This window comes from Sphingomonas aerolata, from assembly GCF_023935825.1.
GTDB classification, from domain to species: domain Bacteria; phylum Pseudomonadota; class Alphaproteobacteria; order Sphingomonadales; family Sphingomonadaceae; genus Sphingomonas; species Sphingomonas aerolata.
Map to the genome: position 1 here is coordinate 3,232,969 of NZ_CP098762.1, position 19,019 is coordinate 3,251,987.

General features: G+C 67.2%; 19 protein-coding genes. 1 reads left to right on the plus strand and 18 read right to left on the minus strand.

Annotated elements, in window-relative coordinates; genetic code table 11:
- Positions 1-711, minus strand: coding sequence for a CoA transferase subunit A (locus NEF64_RS14795; RefSeq protein ID WP_031440773.1), 711 nt, complete (start codon positions 709-711; stop codon positions 1-3).
- Positions 712-827: 116 nt separating this feature from the next.
- On the opposite strand from NEF64_RS14795, the gene NEF64_RS14800 reads away from it, so the two are divergent.
- Positions 828-2,471, plus strand: coding sequence for a thiamine pyrophosphate-binding protein (locus NEF64_RS14800; protein WP_056405358.1), 1,644 nt, complete (start codon positions 828-830; stop codon positions 2,469-2,471).
- A 271-nt stretch (positions 2,472-2,742) separates the two neighbouring features.
- On the opposite strand, the gene alaS is transcribed toward NEF64_RS14800, so the two are convergent.
- The 17 genes from alaS to NEF64_RS14885 form a co-directional block, all read right to left on the minus strand.
- Positions 2,743-5,385, minus strand: coding sequence for an alanine--tRNA ligase (alaS, locus tag NEF64_RS14805; RefSeq protein WP_056405357.1), 2,643 nt, complete (start codon positions 5,383-5,385; stop codon positions 2,743-2,745).
- Between the two features lie 44 nt (positions 5,386-5,429).
- Complete coding sequence (locus NEF64_RS14810) at positions 5,430-5,960, minus strand: GNAT family N-acetyltransferase (RefSeq protein ID WP_235516276.1); 531 nt, start codon at positions 5,958-5,960, stop codon at positions 5,430-5,432.
- Positions 5,961-5,989: 29 nt separating this feature from the next.
- Complete coding sequence (locus NEF64_RS14815; protein WP_056405355.1) at positions 5,990-6,796, minus strand: LysR family transcriptional regulator; 807 nt, start codon at positions 6,794-6,796, stop codon at positions 5,990-5,992.
- Complete coding sequence (gene apaG, locus NEF64_RS14820; protein ID WP_031393907.1) at positions 6,793-7,191, minus strand: Co2+/Mg2+ efflux protein ApaG; 399 nt, start codon at positions 7,189-7,191, stop codon at positions 6,793-6,795. Before apaG ends, NEF64_RS14815 begins: the two co-directional genes overlap by 4 nt.
- Positions 7,188-8,393 (minus strand): trans-sulfuration enzyme family protein, encoded by a 1,206-nt coding sequence (locus NEF64_RS14825; protein WP_056405354.1) that lies wholly within the window; start codon positions 8,391-8,393, stop codon positions 7,188-7,190. The genes apaG and NEF64_RS14825 overlap by 4 nt, the downstream gene beginning before the upstream one ends.
- Before the next feature lie 57 nt (positions 8,394-8,450).
- Positions 8,451-9,584 carry a glycosyltransferase family 2 protein gene (locus tag NEF64_RS14830; protein ID WP_235516275.1) on the minus strand — a complete coding sequence of 378 codons (1,134 nt, stop codon included), beginning with the start codon at positions 9,582-9,584 and terminating at the stop codon, positions 8,451-8,453.
- Positions 9,581-10,627 carry a 3-isopropylmalate dehydrogenase gene (gene leuB, locus NEF64_RS14835; protein WP_056405658.1) on the minus strand — a complete coding sequence of 349 codons (1,047 nt, stop codon included), beginning with the start codon at positions 10,625-10,627 and terminating at the stop codon, positions 9,581-9,583. The genes NEF64_RS14830 and leuB overlap by 4 nt, the downstream gene beginning before the upstream one ends.
- A gap of 40 nt (positions 10,628-10,667) precedes the next feature.
- Positions 10,668-11,399: a DNA repair protein RecO gene (recO, locus tag NEF64_RS14840; RefSeq protein WP_056405352.1), complete on the minus strand. Its 732-nt coding sequence runs from the start codon at positions 11,397-11,399 to the stop codon at positions 10,668-10,670.
- A 78-nt stretch (positions 11,400-11,477) separates the two neighbouring features.
- Positions 11,478-12,380: a GNAT family N-acetyltransferase gene (locus NEF64_RS14845; protein ID WP_082446524.1), complete on the minus strand. Its 903-nt coding sequence runs from the start codon at positions 12,378-12,380 to the stop codon at positions 11,478-11,480.
- Positions 12,380-13,333, minus strand: a complete 954-nt coding sequence (locus NEF64_RS14850; protein ID WP_056405350.1) for a polysaccharide deacetylase family protein — start codon at positions 13,331-13,333, stop codon at positions 12,380-12,382. The genes NEF64_RS14845 and NEF64_RS14850 overlap by 1 nt, the downstream gene beginning before the upstream one ends.
- Before the next feature lie 116 nt (positions 13,334-13,449).
- A complete protein-coding gene (gene uvrC, locus NEF64_RS14855; RefSeq protein WP_056405348.1) occupies positions 13,450-15,375 on the minus strand; it encodes an excinuclease ABC subunit UvrC in 1,926 nt (641 codons plus the stop codon).
- Between the two features lie 331 nt (positions 15,376-15,706).
- Entirely contained in the window at positions 15,707-16,027 is a 321-nt protein-coding gene (locus NEF64_RS14860; protein ID WP_056405346.1) for a DMT family transporter, read from the minus strand.
- Positions 16,028-16,210: 183 nt separating this feature from the next.
- Positions 16,211-16,843 (minus strand): F0F1 ATP synthase subunit B family protein, encoded by a 633-nt coding sequence (locus NEF64_RS14865; RefSeq protein ID WP_082446522.1) that lies wholly within the window; start codon positions 16,841-16,843, stop codon positions 16,211-16,213.
- Entirely contained in the window at positions 16,836-17,330 is a 495-nt protein-coding gene (locus NEF64_RS14870) for a F0F1 ATP synthase subunit B family protein (RefSeq protein ID WP_056405345.1), read from the minus strand. Before NEF64_RS14870 ends, NEF64_RS14865 begins: the two co-directional genes overlap by 8 nt.
- A 55-nt stretch (positions 17,331-17,385) precedes the next feature.
- Complete coding sequence (locus NEF64_RS14875; protein ID WP_031394300.1) at positions 17,386-17,613, minus strand: F0F1 ATP synthase subunit C; 228 nt, start codon at positions 17,611-17,613, stop codon at positions 17,386-17,388.
- Between the two features lie 43 nt (positions 17,614-17,656).
- On the minus strand, positions 17,657-18,415 hold the full coding sequence (locus NEF64_RS14880; protein WP_031394299.1) for a F0F1 ATP synthase subunit A: 759 nt from the start codon (positions 18,413-18,415) through the stop codon (positions 17,657-17,659).
- 70 nt (positions 18,416-18,485) lie between these two features.
- Complete coding sequence (locus NEF64_RS14885; protein WP_031394298.1) at positions 18,486-18,806, minus strand: AtpZ/AtpI family protein; 321 nt, start codon at positions 18,804-18,806, stop codon at positions 18,486-18,488.
- Positions 18,807-19,019: the final 213 nt, after the last annotated feature.

The following is a 19,019-nucleotide window of genomic DNA, read 5'->3' on the forward strand; positions in this document are numbered from 1 at the left end:
TCACGCGGAGACCCGCTCGCGAACGGTGCGGAATTCGATCTTCTTGTCGTAGGGTGCGCCGACGATCATCCGCTTCACATAAATCCCCGGCAGGTGGATCGTATCGGGATCGAGGCTGCCGACGGGAACGATCTCCTCGACCTCGGCGACACAGATCTTGCCCGCGGTCGCCATCGGCTGGTTGAAGTTGCGCGCGGTCTTGCGGAAGATGAGATTCCCGCTCTCGTCCGCCTTCCAGCCCTTGATGATGCTCAGGTCCGCACGGATGCCGCGTTCGAGGATATAATCCTGCCCGTCGAAGCTCTTCACCTCCTTGCCCTCCGCCACCAGAGTGCCGACGCCGGTCTTGGTGTAGAAGCCGGGAATACCCGCGCCGCCCGCGCGGCAGCGCTCGGCAAGCGTCCCCTGCGGGCAGAATTCGACCTCGAGCTCGCCGCTCAGATATTGCCGCTCGAATTCCTTGTTCTCGCCGACATAGGACGAGATCATCTTCTTCACCTGGCGCGAACGGAGCAGTTTACCAAGGCCCTGCCCGTCGATGCCGGCATTGTTGCTGGCGATCGTCAGGTCCTTGACGCCCGACGCCTCGATCGCGTCGATCAGCCGCTCGGGGATGCCGCACAGCCCGAACCCGCCCGCGCAGATCGTCATCCCGTCGAACAGCACACCCTCGAGTGCCGCCGCCGCGTCGGTGTAGCGCTTGTTCGCCATGCATCCTCCTATCGTCTTTACCGCGGCATAATGCGCCGGGCAGTGGACGGCAATGTCGGGCGGGCGTTCTCGACTTGGTGACGATTGCCGGGCTACGGTGGCGGCAGGAGATTGTCATGACCCAGCGTACCGGCGGCCAAATTCTCGTCGACCAACTCGTCGCACAAGGTTGCGACCGTATTTTCACCGTACCCGGCGAAAGCTTCCTCGCGGTGCTCGACGCGCTTCACGACACGCCCGCCATCGAGACGGTGGTGTGCCGGCAGGAAGGCGGCGTGGCGTTCATGGCGTGCGCGGACGGCACGCTGACGCACCGCCCCGGCATCGCCTTCGTCACGCGCGGGCCCGGTGCGACCAACGCATCGATCGGCGTGCATGTCGCGATGCAGGACTCCCAGCCGATGATCCTGTTCGTCGGCGATATCGACCGCGGCACGCGTGACCGCGAGGCGTTCCAGGAGATTGATTTTCAGGCGATGTTCGCGCCCATCGCCAAATGGGCGGCGCGGATCGACGATGCCCGGCGGATCCCCGAATATGTCGCGCGCGCCTATGCGACCGCGATGTCGGGCCGGCCTGGGCCCGTGGTGCTCGCACTGCCCGAAGACATGCTGCTGGACATGGTCGAGGCGGTCGACCGGCCGCGGGTCGAGCGCGTCGCGCAAGCGTGCGACGCGGACATGATGGACCTGCTCGCGGATCTGCTGACGACCGCCGAACGGCCGGTGGCGATCGTCGGTGGCGCGGGCTGGGATGCGGCTGCGTCGGGGGCGTTCTCCACCTGGGCGGATCGCAACGGCATTCCCGTCGCGGCGGCGTTCCGGCGGCAGGATGCGATCCCGAACGCCTGCCCGGTCTGGGCGGGCAATCTGGGTTATGGCCCCAATCCGAAGCTCGTTGAGCGGGTGAAGGCAGCCGACCTGCTGCTCGTCGTCGGACCCCGGCTGGGCGAGGCGACGACCGATGGCTATGCGCTGGTGACGCCCGATCATCCGGGGCAGCGCATCGTCCACGTCCACCCCAATCCCAATGAGTTGAACCGCACCTATCACGCCGACGTCGCGGTGTGCGCGGGAATGGCCGAATTCGCAGAGGCGCTGCTCGCGGTCGACCTACCGCCGCGGACCGCGGGTCAGGAGGCGCATGCTGAGTGGCGCGCCTGGTCGACGCCCGCGCCGCGCGATCTGGTCATGGACCTCGGGCCGTGCGTCGCGGCGATGCGCGAGCGGCTGCCCGCGGATGCGATCATCTGCAACGGCGCGGGGAATTATTCGGGCTGGTGGCATCGCTACTGGGCCTATGCCGGGCCGGGAACGCAGCTTGCCCCGACCGCCGGAGCGATGGGCTACGGCGTACCCGCCGCGGTCGCCGCGTCCCTACGGCATCCCGAGCGGACGGTGGTCGCGCTGGCGGGTGACGGGTGCTTCCTGATGAACGGGCAGGAACTGGCGACCGCGGTCGCGCAGCGCGCGGACATGCTGGTGCTGGTCGTCGACAATGGCGGCTACGGCACGATCCGGATGCATCAGGAGCGCGAATATCCGGGGCGGGTGTCGGGAACCGCGCTGCGCAATCCCGACTTCGCTGCGCTGGGCCGGGCCTATGGCTGCTGGGCGGAAACGGTCACCAAGACCGAGGATTTCGCCGCGGCGCTCGACCGGGCGATGGGGAGGTCCGGCGTGCGGCTGCTGCATCTGGTCACGGATATCGAGGCGATCACCGCCGGGACAACGCTGGCGGCGATGCGCGGGGCGGCGTGATCCTTATTGGATAAGGACGCCGCCAGCCCACCTCACGCTCCACCCCGGCGAAGGCCGGGGCCCAGTTGGGGGACGGCAATAACGGGGGACGGTCCTCTGTTACCTCGGCCTTCCCAAGTGGGCCCCGGCCTTCGCCGGGGTGGTTTTGATGCTAGTGCCGGCATTCACTCGCACCGTTCCCCCGCGAAGGCGGGGGCCCAGGGTACCGGGCGCTACCGGTATTTAGCTGGGCCCCCGCGTCCGCGGGGGAACGGCCCAAAACAATAGCCTCTCAGCCCGCCAGCTTCGCCCGCACCGCCGCCACAGCATCCGCCGCCTTTTCGCCATCAGGCCCACCACCCTGAGCCATATCGGGACGGCCACCACCACCCTGCCCGCCGAGCGCGGCGACCGCGATCTTCAGCAGGTCGACCGCATTGTGGCTCGCGACCAGATCCGCGGTCACGCCGACCGCGACCGAGGCGCGGCCGTCGTTGATCGCGACGAGCATCGCGATCCCCGAGCCCAGCCGCTGCTTGGCCTCGTCGACCGCGCCGCGCAGGCCCTTCGCCTCGAAGTCGTTGAGCACCTGCCCAATAAAGGCCACGCCGCCGACCTGCTCGGGTCCCGCCGCCTCACCGGAACCGCCGCCGCCAAGCGCCAGCGCCTTCTTCGCATCCGCCAGCTCACGCTCGAGACGCCGGCGATCCTCGATCAGCGCTGCGACGCGCGCGGGCACCTCGTCGGGGGTCGATTTCAACGCCGCTGCCGCCTCACGCAGGCGATCGTCGCGTCCGGTCAGATAGGCACGCGCGGCCTCGCCGGTCAGCGCCTCGACGCGACGCACGCCGCTCGACACCGCGCCTTCGCCGACGACCTTAAACAGCCCGATATCGCCGAGCGCTGTCACATGAGTGCCGCCGCACAGCTCGATCGAATAGGTGCCCTCGCCGGTCGACCCCATCGATACGACGCGGACCTCGTCGCCATATTTCTCGCCAAACAGCGCCATTGCACCCATCGCGATCGCGTCGTCGGGGGTCATCAGCAGCGTGGTGACCGCGCCATTGCCGCGGACCTGCGCGTTCACATCGGCCTCGACCTGCGCGATGTCGGCGTGCGTCATCGCGACCGGCTGCGAGAAGTCGAAGCGCAGGCGATCGGGCGCGACCAGGCTCCCCTTCTGCGCGACATGCTTGCCGAGCCGTTCGCGCAGCGCTTCATGCAGCAGATGCGTTGCGGAGTGGTTGGCACGGATCTGCGCACGACGCGCGACGTCGATCTGCAGCTTGACCGTATCGCCGACCTTGATCCCGCCCGACTCGACCATCGCATGGTGGACGAACACGCGGCCGAGCTGCTTCGACGTCTCGGTGACGGTCGCGCGCAGCCCGGTGTCGGTCGAGATGTGCCCGGCATCGCCGACCTGCCCGCCGCTCTCGCCGTAGAAGGGCGTCTGGTTGACGACGATCGACACCGTATCACCCGTCGTCGCATGGTCGACGCGCGCACCGTCCTTGACCAAAGCGACGACCTCGCCCTCGCCGGTGTCCGAGGCATAGCCGAGAAATTCGGTGCCGCCGCTCTGCTCGACGATGTCGAACCAGATATCGTCCGAGGCCTTCGCGCCCGACCCCTTCCAGGCAGCACGCGCGGCGCGCTTCTGCTCGGCCATCGCAGTGTCGAAACCGTCGCGGTCGACCGCGAGCCCACGTTCGCGCAGCGCGTCCTCGGTCAGATCGTAGGGGAAGCCATAGGTGTCGTAGAGCTTGAACGCGACGTCACCCGCCAGCGTACCCTCGGTCATGTCCGCGGTCGCCTCGTCGAGCAGCTTCAGCCCCTTGTCGAGCGTCTGGCGGAACCGCGTCTCCTCCTGCTGCAGCGTCGCCTCGATCAGCGGCTGCGCCCGGAACAGCTCGGGATAGGCCGCGCCCATCTCTGTGACGAGCGACGGCACCAGCCGGTGCATCAACGGCTCCTTCGCACCCAGAATATGCGCGTGGCGCATCGCGCGGCGCATGATCCGGCGCAGGACATACCCACGGCCTTCGTTCGCGGGCAGCACGCCGTCCGCGACCAGGAAGCCCGCGGTGCGCAGGTGGTCGGCGATAACGCGGTGGCTGGCGGTGTTCGCGCCATCGGTCGCGGTATGCGTCAGCGCGCCCGAGGCTGCGATCAGCGCCTTGAACGTGTCGGTATCGTAATTGTCGGTGACGCCCTGCATCACCGCGGCGATCCGCTCGAGCCCCATGCCGGTGTCGATCGAGGGCTTGGGCAGATTGCCGACGATCTCGGCATTTTCCTGCTCATATTGCATGAACACGAGGTTCCAGATCTCGACGAAGCGATCGCCGTCCTCGTCGGGGCTGCCGGGAGGGCCACCGGGGATGTGATCGCCGTGGTCGTAGAAGATCTCCGAGCATGGCCCGCACGGCCCGTTGTCGCCCATCGACCAGAAATTGTCTTTGGTCGGGATGCGGATGATGCGGTGCTCAGGGAGGCCCGCGATCTTCTTCCAGAGGTCGAACGCCTCGTCGTCGGTGTGATAGACGGTCGCGGTCAGCCGGTCGGGCGACAGGCCCCAGTCCTTCGTCAGCAGCGTCCACGCATGCGTGATCGCCTGTTCCTTGAAATAATCGCCGAACGAGAAATTGCCGAGCATTTCGAAGAAGGTGTGATGCCGCGCGGTGTAGCCGACATTGTCGAGATCATTGTGCTTGCCGCCCGCGCGGACGCACTTCTGCGACGAGGTTGCGGTGCTGTAGGGCCGCGATTCGAGGCCGGTGAAGACGTTCTTGAACGGCACCATCCCCGCATTGACGAACATCAGCGTTGGGTCGTTCTGCGGGACGAGCGGCGCAGAGGGCACGATCTGGTGCCCCTGCGAACCGAAATAGTCGAGGAAGCCGCGGCGGATGTCGTTCGTCGATGTCATGCCGCCGACTTAGGCGAGCAACCGGGTTCGCTCAAGTGACCGCGTTACGCGGATTGTGGCAGGGCCGCCGCAAGCCAGTCATCGGCGTGAAGCCCGTAGATCAGGCTGTCGCGCAGCCCCATATGCGTCTCCCATTCGCCGCGCAGCAGCCGTTCGCGCCGGAACCCCAGCCGTTCGAGCAGCAGGATCGACGCGCGGTTCTCGCTGTCGGCATCGGCGAACACGCGGTGCTGCCCCTCGGCAAACAGCTGGTCGAGTACCGCCGATACCGCCTCGCTCGCCAGGCCGCGGCCCCAGTGCGCGCGTGCGAGGATGAAGCCGATCTCGGTTACCCCCTGCCCGCGCATCCGCCCGCCCGACACCCAGCCGATCGCCCGGTCGTCGCCGTGCCGCGTGATCGCCCAGGCGCGCCAGTTCACGTCGGCGGCATCCTCGACCAGATAGAGCCGCGTCGCCTCGATCGACGTCAGCGGACCATCCGCGGAATAGGTCATCAGGTCCGCGTCCGCGAGCGTCGGATGCAACGCGACCGCGTCCGCCTGGACGAGCCGACGCAGCCGGAGCCGCGGCGTCACCAGCACCGGATGGGGCAGCGCGCGACGCCTCAAGCGATCAGGGCGTCGACGAGCGCACGCACTTTCTTCTGACGCCACTGCGGCAGCGGCGCGACGAGCCAATAGCCGCCGCGCGACGGCTGCGCGTCGCCGATGATCCGGACCAGCCCCGCATCGAGCACGCGTCGCGCCAGCAGTTCGGGCACGGTCGCCCGCCCGAGCCCCGCCGCCGCCGCATCGATCGCCAACCCTGCATCACCGACGCGGACCAGTGCCGTGGCATCCCCCGCCGCCGGATCGAGCGCGGGCGCGCCGGGCCAGGCGATGATCGCCTCGGACGCGCTGCCGGTCGCCGCGATCGTGACGAGCCCTTCGGATTCGAGCGCCTCGCCCTCATTCTCGCCCGGGCCATCGCCCCAGCGGATCGCAAGGTCGAGATTGGCCTCGGTGAAGTCGACCGTCTCGTCCGCAGTGATCAGGACGAAGCGCAGATCGGGGTCGGCGGCCGCGATCTCGGCGAGGCGCGGCATCAGCCATTTCTCGGTCAGGTCGCGCGGTGCCGCGATCGTCAGCGACTTGGACGTCTGCCCCGCCTGCATCGCGCGGACCGCTTCCTCGAACTGGAGGAAGCCGTTGCGCAACGGCCCGAGCCCCGCCTCGGCCTCGGGCGTCAGCTCGAGTCCGCGCGTAGTACGCCGGAAAAGCACGACGCCCAGCGTGTCCTCGAGCGCGCGGATCTGCTGCCCGACCGCGGCGGGGGTGACCGCGAGCTCGTCGGCGGCGCGCGTGAACGAGAGATGCCGCGCCGCCGCATCGAGTACGCGCAGCCCGTTCAGCGGCAGGTGCGTGCGCTTCACGAAATCACCGCCGGCGCACTGAGCGAGAAATGCGGGATCGCCACCTCGAACACCGCACCGGTGTCATCGACCATCCGGTAGGATCCGCGCATCGCCCCCGTCGGCGTCGCCAGCGGGCAGCCCGAGACATAGTCGAAGCTCGCGCCCTGCTCGATCAGCGGCTGTTCGCCGACGACACCCTCACCCTCGACAGTGTGGCGCGCGCCATGCCCGTCGGTGATAATCCAGTGTCGCGTCAGCAGCTGGACCGCGCCGGGCCCGTCATTTTCCAGCCGGATATGATAGGCCCAGAACCAGCGCCCGCGCTGCGGCTCGGACTGTTCGGGCAGATAGCTGACCGAGACGCGCACCGTCACCCCGCGCGTCGTCGCCGCACTGGGGAACAGCGCCTTCACAGCCCGACCTTGCCCAATGCCCGGTCGAGATCGTCGATCACGTCGCGCACGTCCTCAAGCCCGACATTGAGCCGCAACAGCCCCTCGGTCACGCCCATCTCCGCCTGCTTGTCGGGCGAGACGCTGGCGTGCGTGGTCGAGGCGGGATGCGTCATCAGCGACCGCGAATCGCCGATATTGTTCGAGATATCGACGAGTTCCAGCGCATCGAGCAGGCCATGTGCCTGTTCGCGCCCCTCGACCTCGAACGCGAAGATCGGGCCGCACGCGTCCATCTGACTCATCGCGAGCTCGTGCTGCGGATGGCTGGCGAGGCCCGGATGCAGGATGCGCGGCACGCGCGCTTCCAGAAACGCGCCGACCTTCTGCGCATTCTCAGACTGGCGACGGATACGCAGATCGAGCGTCTCGAGCCCCTTGAGCACGACCCACGCATTGAACGGCGACAGCGTCGGCCCGGTGTTGCGCGTGAAGGGCAGCAGCGTGTTGGTGATGAAATCCTCGGTCCCGCATACCGCGCCGGCGAGCACGCGGCCCTGCCCGTCCATCATCTTGGTCGCGCTGTACGCGATCACGTCCGCACCGAACTGCATCGGCCGCTGCAACGCCGGCGTCGCGAACGCATTGTCGACGACAGTCGTAATGCCGCGCTCGCGCGCGATGTCGCACACCGCCTTCAGGTCGACAATGTCCATCGTCGGATTGGCGGGCGTCTCGAAGAAGAAGACCTTGGTCTCGGGCCGGACCGCGTCGAGAAACGCCTGCGGGTCGCGCGCATCGACGATCGTCGTGGCGATCCCGAACTTGGGGAGCAGCGTATCGGTCAGCCAGCGGCACGACCCGAACGCCGCGCGGCCGCCGACCAGATGGTCGCCGCTCTGCAATTGGCACAACAGCGCCGCGGTCATCGCGGCCATGCCCGTCGCCATCGACCGGCATGCCTCGGCCCCCTCGAGCAGCGCGATCCGCTCCTCGAGCATCTGCACCGTCGGGTTCTGGAGCCGGGAGTAGGTCATCCCGTCCTGCTCGCCGGCAAAGCGCGCCGCGGCGTCACCGGCTTTGTCGTAGCAATAGCCCGAGGTGAGGAAGAGGGCTTCCGACGTTTCGCCATATTCGCTGCGGGCGGTGCCGCCGCGGATGGCCTGCGTCTGCGGACGCCAGTTCTGGGTGATCGAACGATCTTGGCCGGTCTTGCGCTTCATAGCGACGCTTTGCCGGGGGCGGGCGGTGATGACAACCCCCGCGGAGGGTCGCGTGCGCTAGTAGCGCCCCCAGGTAAACCTGGATGACAGCGCATAATTCCACACCGCGCCGACCAGCACGCCGATCATCGCCGACACCGCCCAGGCGTCGTTGCGCACGTCGTGCATAAACGCCGCGATCCCGACATTGGCGATCGCGCCAACCGAACAGATCAGCGCGAACGATACCCAGCCATCGGCGAGCTGCCGCCACCCCTTCAGCCGCCGGTCGCGATAGGTCAGCGCGTTGTTCAGGAAGAAGTTCATCGTCAGCGCGGCCAGCGTTGCGCCGATCTGCCCGATCAGGAATGACGTCCCGATCCCGAGGAACAGCGCGCTGAGCACCGTCATATGCACGCCGATGCCGAGCACGCCGATCGCCGAGAACATCGCGAACCGCACCGGCACGAACCGCCCGAACATCCGGTCGTACAGCGCGATCAGATATTCCAGCGCGACGACGTGATCGAGCTTGCTCTCCCCTTCGGTCCGGCAGCGGAAGGTATAGGGCAGCTCGGCGAACCGCAGCGGCTCGGGCGCGGCGGTCAGCAGGTCGAGCAGGATCTTGAACCCGATCGCCGACAGTCTGGGCGCAAGCGCGCGCGCGACGTCGGTACGGATCGCGAAGAAGCCGCTCATCGGATCGCTCAGATCCGCCTTGAGCACGCGCCGCGACAGCCGTGTGGCGAGCGCGGACTTGGCGACGCGGTCGCGATCCCAGTCGCCGGTTCCGCCGCCGCTGACGAAGCGCGATCCGATCACGACGTCGTGCTCGCCGGCCTGCAACAGGTCGAGCATCTTCGGCAACAGCGTCTCGTCATGCTGCAGATCGCCGTCGATCACCGCGACGACGGGCGCGGCGGTCGCGCACAGCCCCTCGATACAGGCCGAGGACAGCCCGCGCCGGCCGATCCGCTGGATCACGCGGACGCGCGTGTCGCTGCGCCCGAGCACGCGCGCCGCCTCGGCGGTGCCGTCCGGGCTGTCGTCGTCGACGAAGATCGCTTCCCAGCGCCGCCCCGCCAGTGCCTGGTCGAGCTTGGCGATCAGTGCGGCGACGTTCGCCTTTTCGTTGAACGTCGGGATGACGACCGCGATCTCGAGCGTGTCCGCCCCCGCGCCCCGCACCGCGTCCAGCTCGACCGGACTCACCCGAGCGATGCGATCACCGCGTCGCCCATCGCGCGCGTCGTCAGCATGCCGCCGAGGTCAGGGGTCCGCGCGCCGCCCAGGATCGCCGCAGCCACCGCCGCCTCGATCCGGTCGGCCGCCTCGGCCTTGTCGAGCGAATGCCGCAGCATCATCGCCGCGGACAGGATCGCTGCACAGGGGTTCGCCTTGCCCTGCCCGGCAATGTCGGGCGCGCTGCCGTGGATCGGTTCGTACAGCCCATGGCCCCGACCATCGAGCGCGGCGGACGGCAGCATGCCGATCGACCCCGCGCACATCGACGCCTGATCGGACAGGATATCGCCGAACAGATTGCCCGTGACGACGACGTCGAACTGGCCGGGATCGCGCACGAGCTGCATCGCCGCGTTGTCGACATACATGTGGCTGAGCGCGACGTCAGGATAGTCCGCCGAGACCTCGATCACGACGTCGCGCCACAACTGCGACGTCTCCAAGACATTGGCCTTGTCGACCGATAGCAGCTTGCTCTTGCGGGTACGCGCGGTCTCGAACCCGACACGCGCGATCCGGGCGATCTCCGCCTCGTCGTAACGCATCTCGTCATGGCCTTCGCGCAGGCCCTCGGCCGTCGTCCGGATGCCCTTGGCGCCGAAATACACGTCGCCGGTCAGCTCGCGGACGATCACCATATCGATCGTGCGTGCGATCTCCGGCCGCAGCGACGACGCATCCTCCAGCCCCGCGAACAGCTTGGCCGGACGCAAATTGGCGAACAGCCCCAGCTCCTTGCGCAAGCCCAGGATCGCCTGTTCTGGTCGCAAATGCCGTTCGAGCCGATCGCAATCGGGGTCGCCGACCGCACCGAACAGCACGGCGTCCGCGCGCCGCGCGAGCGCCAGCGTCTCGGGCGGCAGCGGATGCCCCGCCGCCTTGTACGCCGCACCACCTACCAGCGCCTCGTCGAAGCTCAGATCGAGGTCGAGCCGGTCGAGCACGCGGCGCGCCTCGGCAGTCACTTCGGGTCCGATGCCGTCGCCGGCCAGTATCGCGATCAAGGGCATGTGCGTTCCTCCGCCGCCGCCCTTGCCGGGCAAGCCGCGCTCACGCAACCGCCCTTTTGAGCCGATCGACGAGGCGAGCCCGCGCTGCGAGCGGTTCGGCGCGGCGTTCGACCAGAACATCGCGCGTCAGGAAATGCTCGGTCAGCCGCAGTCCGTCGAAGATGTCCGGCCACCCCGCCTCGCCCCCGGCGGTGAGAAACGTGGGCAGCGGCAACAGCTTGGCCTCATAGCCCTGCGCCGCACCGCGCGACACCGCCGCCCCGCTCCGCGGGCTGACGAATGCGAGGTCGTCGAGCGCACCACTCGCGACGCACTGGTCGAGATCGAGACCGAAACCGAGCTCAGCGAGCAGCAGCAGTTCGTACCGCACCAACGCCGCCGCCCAACCTCGGGCCGAAGGCGCCGCCTCGATCGCGCCGAGGACGCCGTCGAGCGCATCATGGATATGCGGATAAGGCTGCGCCTCCGGCAGCGCGACCGCGGCCAGCGCTGTCGCCCATTCGAGCGCGCCTGCCGCAAGTGGCTCACCGTGCAGCGTAGCGCGGCTGTGGATCAACTCGGCGGTCAGCGCGGCGAGCTGGTCACCGGTCCGCGCGCGCCATTCGCCCTGGATCACGTTCGCCGCGAGCAGCACCGGCCGCATCGCGCGCGACCGTCCGCCGCGCACATAGCCCGGCTGCACGCCGTCTTCGCGCGTCAATGCCCGCACGATCGCGCCATGCTCGCCATGCTGGCGAACGGCGACGACGATGGCGGACGCGCGGAGATGCATCGCCCGTTCTTACGCGTGCGCCGTGACGAACGGGAGCCTCGAAAACTCTGTTTGATCCAGATCCCCGGTCAGGCGCGCTCAGCGCCGGATCCCGCGCATCATGCGCGCGAGTCGCGGATGCGACAGCGTCCGCTTCGCCCAGCCCGCCGCGCCATCGAATGCCCCCAGCGCGGCCACCGTCGCGCGGTTCGCCAGCGTCAGCCGCAACAGCAGCAGATCGACGCACGCCGTCCCCGCGGTGGCGAACTGCCGCTTGTGCTGCCCCTCCCCCTCGGTGAAGTCGAACCAGACGAAGCGGTCGTCGAACAGCTGCCGCATCGCCTCGACCTGCAACACCGTACCCGGCGACAGCGCGTTCTCGGCCGGGTCATGCCCGACATGATCATAGCGCAGCGTCCCGCCCTGCGCGGTACAGCAGAGATAGGCGATCGGCCGGCCCTCGACGAACAGCAGCCAGGCCCGCACCCGGTCCGCCGCGGCCAGCGCCTCGAAACCCTGCTGCGCCGCCTCGCCATCGGGCAGCCCCGATCCCAGCAGCCGCTCCTGATAGGTCGTCGCCGACACCGCCCGCGCCAGCGGATAAAACACCGCGATCTCGGCGGGGGTCCGATAGGCACGGATGTCGAGCGTGCCGCCCGACAGCGCCGCCAGCCGCTTCGCCTTGCGCTTCAACCCCGACCGCGCACTGCCCGACAGCGTCGCGAGCCATGCCGCCTCGCCGATCCGCAGGTCTGCGTGATACCGGACATAACGCTGCCGGACGACGGTCAGCAGGCCATGCGTGTTCAGCGCGTCCACCCGGTTCGCGGGCAACGAGGTGACCACATAGCCGTCGGCCTGAGCCGGCAGCGCGGGCAGCATCGGCGTTTCGCCCGCCAGCACGTCATCCAGCGACAGCGCGACGCGCACCAGCCGGCGCGGGATCGTCGCCAGCGTGCGCGCGCCGAGCTGGAACTTCAGGCGGACGCTGACCGCAGTCATCAGGCGCGTTCTTCGACCCAGTTCGACCAGAGCTGCTCGGCCTGGCGCAGGCCCCGCCGGATCGGATCGCGCGCCAGCGGCCGGTCGTACTGGCCAAGGGCCAGCGGCGGGCGATCGCGGAAATGCCGGGTCGGCAAGTCGGTGCGCAGCTCCGCCAGCGTCGCGCACAGCGCCTCAAACCGGCGGACATGGACGGCGTTCGCGCGCGTGCCCTGCCGATTCGCCAGCTCGAAACCATGGCTGACGATCGTCGCGGCGACATGCCCCCGGGCCGCGGCGTGCTCGAGCGCATCGCGGCTTTCGTTCGCGGACAGGGCGCAGAGCTGCAACGTGCGCAACTGACCCGGCCGATCCTCGATCACGGTCACCGGGATCTCGATCAGGCCCTGCGCGGCGACCGGCGCGATCTGACGCGGCGACAGCGAGATCCTGCTCGCATCGCACGCCGCCGCGCCATTATGGCTGCTGTCATAGGCGAAGCCCAGCGCGGCGAGCGCGGCGAGCGTATCGTCGTTCGCGGCATAGCTGCCCGCGCGAAATGCGATCGGGTCGGGCGCACCCGCGTCGATCAGCAGTTCGGTGGCTTGCAGGATCAGCGCGTATTGTTCGGCCAGCGGATAGTCGGACAGGTCGAACTTCGCGTGATTCGCGCCGCGGTCCCGGGCAATTGCGGCGGTCCAGGCGGGATGGAGATGCAGCTGAACCTCCTGCCCCGCGTCGAGGATCGTCGCGACCATCCGCCGGACCGGCTCGATCCCGAAGGTCAGCGCGGGCATCGGGTCGACGAAGAAACAGGCCTTCAGCCCGTACCGCGCCAGCTTGTCGAGCTGATAGCTGATCCCGACCCCCGCGGGCTCGACCGACCGGTGGTAGATCGCATCGCTACAAAGCCCCTCGCGGTGGTGCCGCCAGGCAAATTCGGTGTCGATCGTCAGGAAAACTGCCGTGGTCACGTCACTGGCCTAGTGTCCCGTGGTGAAGATAAGGTTTCCGCCTACGAGACAGGCGTGACCCGACCTCCGCAATCTATCGGCCCCAGCTGAAGATTGATCAACATTATTAAACTAAATTATCTTGAATGGTAAAAGTCGTACACCTGCTGTGCGACCGTTGCGGACACGCCCGGCGCCTGCTGCAGATCCTGCAGGCTGGCATTGCGTACCGCGCGGCCGGTGCCGAAATGCATCAGCAGCGCCTTCTTGCGCGCGGGGCCGATGCCGGGGACCTCGTCGAGCGGGCTCGCACCGATCGCCTTGCTGCGCTTGTCGCGGTGGACGCCGATCGCGAAACGGTGGACCTCGTCGCGCAGCCTCTGGAGGTAGAACAGCACCGGCGCGTTGACGGGCAGCTGGAATTCGCGGCCGTCGAGCATGTGGAACACCTCGCGCCCGTCACGGCCATGCTGCGGCCCCTTGGCGATCCCGACGAGGCACACGTCCTCGACGCCGATTTCCTCGAGCGCGGCCTTCACCGTGTTCAGCTGCCCCTTGCCGCCGTCGATCAGCACCAGGTCGGGCCATTCGCCCGAGTCGCGGTCGGGATCCTCGGCCTGCGCGCGCGCAAACCGCCGGGTGAAGACCTCGCGCATCATCCCGAAATCGTCGCCCGGGATGGTCTCCTTGTTCTTGATGTTGAACTTGCGATACTGTCCCTTGCGGAGGCCTTCGGGGCCGGCGACCACCATCGCGCCGGTCGCGGCAGTGCCCTGGATATGGCTGTTGTCGTAGATCTCGATCCGCTGCGGCGGCTCGGCCAGGTCGAACAGGTCGGCGACCTCGCGCAGCAGCTTGGCCTGAGTCGTCGACTCGGCCTGACGTCGCTCGATCGCCTCGACCGCATTGCGCTTGGCCTGATCCATCAAGCGACGGCGATCGCCGCGCTGCGGCACCTGCACCGCAACCTTGTAGCCCGCGCGCTCGCCCAGCGCCTCGACCAGCAGCGCGCCTTCGGGAAGCTCGCGGTCGAGCAGGATCTGGCGTGCGGGCGGCACGTCCTCGTAGAACTGGCCGAGGAAGCTGGTGAGCACCTCGTCCTCGGGCACGTCGTTGGTGTGCTGCGGGAAGAAGCTGCGATGCCCCCAATTCTGGCCGCCGCGGATGAAGAACGCCTGGATGCCGATCAGCCCGTCCTTGCACGCCATCGCGAAGATGTCGGCGTCGCCCACCCCTTCCGCGTTGATCGCCTGCGTGCCCTGGATGAAGGTCAGCGCCTTCAACCGGTCGCGCAGCAGCGCGGCGAGTTCGAAGTCCATATTCTCGGCCGCCGCCTGCATCTGCGCACCGAGCTTGGCCTGCACGCCGGTCGACTTGCCCGCGAGGAAGCTCTTCGCATCCTCGACCAGTTCCTTGTACGCGCCCTCGTCGATGCGGCCGACGCACGGCGCGGAGCAGCGCTTGATCTGGTAGAGCAGGCACGGCCGGTCGCGCGTCTTGAAGAAGCTGTCGGTGCAGCTGCGCAACAGGAACAGCTTCTGAAGCGCGTTGAGCGTATTGTTGACCGATCCGGCACTAGCGAACGGGCCGTAGTAATTACCCTTCGCACGCCGGGCGCCGCGATGCTTCTGGACGCGCGGAAAGTCATGGTCGTCGCGCAGCAGGATGAAGGGGAAGCTCTTATCGTCGCGCAGCAGCACATTGTACGCAGGGCGATAGCGCTTGATGAGCTGCGATTCGAGCAGCAGCGCCTCGGCCTCGTTGTTGGTCGTGACGATCGTCATCGACCGGGTCTGCGACACCATCCGCTGCAGCCGCTTGGTCAGGCGTTCGACCTGGACATAGTTGGCGACCCGGTTCCTGAGTGCCCGCGCCTTGCCGACATAGAGCACGTCGCCGCGCGCATCCTGCATCCGGTAGACGCCGGGGCGGATCGGCAGCGTGTCGAGCACATTGCGGATCGCCGCGACGCCCGCCGCAAGATCGGGCGCCTCGCCGCCGCCGCGGACGGCGAAGGTGGATTTGTCTTCGTTGAAACGGTCGGGGGAATTGGGGGAGGACATCGTCGGGGAATCTAGGGAGTCGGAGGGTGTTATGCCAGCCGAGGACATTGATGTTCACGCGAAGGCGCGATGGCACGAAGAGAAGGTAATTTTCGCGCAGAGGCGCAGAGGACGCTGAGAGACGAAGCGATTAGGGTTGGCATCTGTCCTCGAACCGCCGGAGGCTCATGGCCCGTGTGGCAGTCGGAAGATCCATCCCAAGCGCCACGCCTCCGCGCTCTCTGCGCCTCTGCGCCTCTGCGCCTCTGCGCGAACCAATCTCCCTTCTCTTCGCGCCATCGCGCCTTCGCGTGAACAGTCTTCTTCATGCCCTGCGGGCAACGGCAGACGATCAGGCCTGCGCAAACACCTTGGTGCCGACGATGCCAACAACGGTCAGCGCCATGAAGCATGCCTGCACGCCGCTGACCTTATCGCCGAACAGGATCACGCCACCGATGATCACGCCGATCGCCCCAGCGCCGGTCCAGATTGCATACGCCGTCCCCGCCGGCAAACCGCGCATCGCGAGCGCGAGCAGGCCCATGTTGACGAAGCTCAGCACGATCGGAACCGAAGACGCCTGCCACGTGGCAACGGTCGCTGCCCATTTGAGGCTGAGCGCCCAGGTGATTTCAGTGATCACGGCGACGCCGAGGATGAGCCAGGACATAAGGGTATCTCCAACGGGCTCAGATTGGAGACGCAGCCGCCGGAAACCCGGGAAGAGACGGCCGCCTGTGAAAAACGAAAAAGGCGCCAAGCGAACGAACGTTCCCCCGTCGAAGCGGTGGTCCAGGGTTGCGGGCGCTGTGTCGTGAGAACCTGCCCCCCGCTTTCGCGGGGGAACAGACGATTAGTTCAGGCGGCTAAGCCCCGAGATCGACCGATCGACCATCGCGCGGTCGGCGGCGGCATCGTGATGCTCGGCGATCAGGATACCGGCTGCCTTGGCAGCGGCGTCAGCGGCCCGCGCACGGACCTCGGCGATCGCGGCGCGCTCGGCGGCGGCGATCTTGTCCTCGGCCATCTTCGCGCGACGCGTCATCAGGTCCTCGGCACCCGCCTTGGCCTTGGCGATGATCGCCGCGGCTTCGGTATGCGCATGCGCCTTCATCGCCTCGGCTTCGAGATGCGCGGTCTTGGCCTTGGCCTCATACTCCGCGCGGATCGCCTCGGCCTCGGCGCGCAGCGCCTTGGCCTCGTCGAGTTGTATGCGGATCCCGGCGATCTTGGCGTCGAGCGACCGCCCGATCATGCCGGGGACCTTCTTCCACACCATCAGCGCCAGAACGATGATCATCGCGATCGCGACCCAGCCGGTCGAGTTGACGCCGAGCGCGGTCGGATCGACGACATGCTCGACGGTCCCAGGCGCGACGGTGTGACCCTGCAACCCCTGATTGTCGATCGAGCCTTCGGGCGCCATGCCCTCGGCCGAGATCACCTTGGCCGGTGCGTCCGGGTTGGCGGCGGGGGTATTAGCCATGAGCCATCGTCCTGCGTACCGCATCGCTCGCCGAGTCCAGGCTCACCTGAAGTCCGGCAACCTTGTCGGCCAGTTGCTGTGCCGCTTCGGCTGCGACATTCTGAAGATTGGCGAGGGCCTGCGCCTTCGCATTCGCCACGGCGAGATCGTGATGACCCAGACGCTCGGCGATGTCGGCATCGGCCGCATGGACCTGCTGCTCGAAGGCCATTGCCGCCCGCTTGGCTGCGGCCGCGGTCTCGGCCTGTGCCGCGACGCGGGCCGCATCCATTTCGGCCTGCCAGGTCGCCTGGACCGTATCGGCCTGCGCCCGTGCAGCGACTGCCGCTGCCAGATCGCCCGCGATTCGGCCTTCACGCGCGTCCACGGTCGACACGATCTTAGGCACCAGCCCCTTGCCGATCCCGAAATACAGGATCCCGAAGGTGAGGAGCAGCCAGAAGATCTGTGAAGCGTAGGTGGCGGCTATCTGGGCAATCTGGGGCATGGCAGTCCTTCGTGATACGGCCGGACGGGATATCGCCCGGCCAGATCAGCGCATGTTAGGCGACGAACACCAGGATGATCATCGTGACGAATGCGAGCAGACCGAGAAGCTCGGCAGCCGCGAAGCCGATGAACAGACGGCCCTGCTGGCTGTCGGCAGCGCCCGGATTGCGCAGCGCGCCGGCGAGGAACTGGGCGAAGACGTTACCCACGCCGAGTGCGGCGAGGCCCATGCCGATCGCTGCGAGGCCGGCACCGATCATCTTTGCTGCGTTGACGTCCATGTTAAAACTCCCTTGGAAAATCAGTAGTGGTTCGAAAGAAAACTTAGTGAAGGTTGACCGCGTCGTTCAGATAGACCGACGTCAGCAGCGCGAACACATAGGCCTGGATCGCGGCGACCAGCAGCTCGAGCAGCGTGATGCCGATCATCAGCAGCATGCTCGGCGCAGTCACCAGGCCGATATAAACGCCGCCCAGGTTGATGCCGTTGATCACGAACGCCGCCAGCACCTTGAGCAGGATATGCCCCGCCGTCATCGCGACGAACAGTCGCAGACCCAGCGAGAACGGACGCACCAGGAACGACATCAGCTCGACGACGAAGATCAGCGGGATCATCAGCGCGGGCGTGCCGCTCGGCACGAACAGCGAGAAGAAGTGGAAGCCATGCTTGCCGAAGCCGACGATCAGGACGATCGCAAAGCTGATCAGCGCCAGCACGCCGGTGACGGTCATGTGGCTGGTCACGGTGAACGGGTGAACACCCGGCACGATACCGAACGGCATCAGGCCGATGATGTTCGCGAACAGGATGAACATGAACAGCGAGAAGACGTAAGGGATGAAGCGCTTGCCGCCGGGCCCGACATTCTGCTCGAGCATACCCGAGATGAAGCCCGTAAAGCCCTCGACCGCGGCCTGCCAGCGACCGGGGACGAGCTCGCGCTTCATCCCGCCGATCATGAAGGCCCAAAGTGCGACCAGAGTCACCACCATCCACATCGCGGAATTGGTGAAGGACAGGTCGTAACCACCTACGATCCAGTGCGAGCCGAACGCCGGCTCGATCAGGAACTGGTGCATCGGATCGATCTTGCCGCCCTGTTCTGCCGCCACGTGGAATCCCTGCCGTCTTGAAACGACAAACGCCCGGCTACTCCGGGCGTTCGCCTGAAATTCGAATGATTTGCCTGAACGCAACCGCAATTCCGAGGAACAGCAACACGATCAGACCCCAAGGCCCAGTGCCGACCCAATGGTCTATCAACCATCCGATCAGCGCACTGCCGACGAGACTCCCGATCAGGGCGGAGATGACCCGATTGCCCTGCGAGTAACCCCGCTCGGCATCTGGTCCTCCCTGCCCCTTTTTCAGCGTCTCCCGAGCCTTGACCTCCCTCAATCGCTCATCGAGCGCGGAAAGTCGCGGATCTTCAACACCGTAGGGGTCCTGTCCGGGTTCGATCTCCGCCACGACATGCTCTCCACCTGATACGACACCGGGGAGATATACGCAGCGACGAGCGATCCCGCCAAGGCGCGGTCCGTTTAGAAAAGGGGGGGGGCCAAGTCAACCGGTGTGACAGTATCGTCATCAATGTGGTGACTGCGCGGCGCGTTACGCCCTCTCCCATCCGTCATCCTGACGAAAGCCAGGATCCAGAGCCGCAGGCGGACCATGTGTGGC

Bases quoted from the DNA above. Each gene is read 5' to 3' on its own strand.
- NEF64_RS14795 (WP_031440773.1), bottom strand. From the start codon at position 711: ATGGCGAACAAGCGCTACACCGACGCGGCGGCGGCACTCGAGGGTGTG.
- NEF64_RS14800 (WP_056405358.1), top strand. From the start codon at position 828: ATGACCCAGCGTACCGGCGGCCAAATTCTCGTCGACCAACTCGTCGCA.
- alaS (WP_056405357.1), bottom strand. From the start codon at position 5,385: ATGACATCGACGAACGACATCCGCCGCGGCTTCCTCGACTATTTCGGT.
- NEF64_RS14825 (WP_056405354.1), bottom strand. From the start codon at position 8,393: ATGAAGCGCAAGACCGGCCAAGATCGTTCGATCACCCAGAACTGGCGT.
- leuB (WP_056405658.1), bottom strand. From the start codon at position 10,627: ATGCCCTTGATCGCGATACTGGCCGGCGACGGCATCGGACCCGAAGTG.
- recO (WP_056405352.1), bottom strand. From the start codon at position 11,399: ATGCATCTCCGCGCGTCCGCCATCGTCGTCGCCGTTCGCCAGCATGGC.
- NEF64_RS14845 (WP_082446524.1), bottom strand. From the start codon at position 12,380: ATGACTGCGGTCAGCGTCCGCCTGAAGTTCCAGCTCGGCGCGCGCACG.
- uvrC (WP_056405348.1), bottom strand. From the start codon at position 15,375: ATGTCCTCCCCCAATTCCCCCGACCGTTTCAACGAAGACAAATCCACC.
- NEF64_RS14860 (WP_056405346.1), bottom strand. From the start codon at position 16,027: ATGTCCTGGCTCATCCTCGGCGTCGCCGTGATCACTGAAATCACCTGG.
- NEF64_RS14865 (WP_082446522.1), bottom strand. From the start codon at position 16,843: ATGGCTAATACCCCCGCCGCCAACCCGGACGCACCGGCCAAGGTGATC.
- NEF64_RS14870 (WP_056405345.1), bottom strand. From the start codon at position 17,330: ATGCCCCAGATTGCCCAGATAGCCGCCACCTACGCTTCACAGATCTTC.
- NEF64_RS14875 (WP_031394300.1), bottom strand. From the start codon at position 17,613: ATGGACGTCAACGCAGCAAAGATGATCGGTGCCGGCCTCGCAGCGATC.
- NEF64_RS14880 (WP_031394299.1), bottom strand. From the start codon at position 18,415: ATGCACCAGTTCCTGATCGAGCCGGCGTTCGGCTCGCACTGGATCGTA.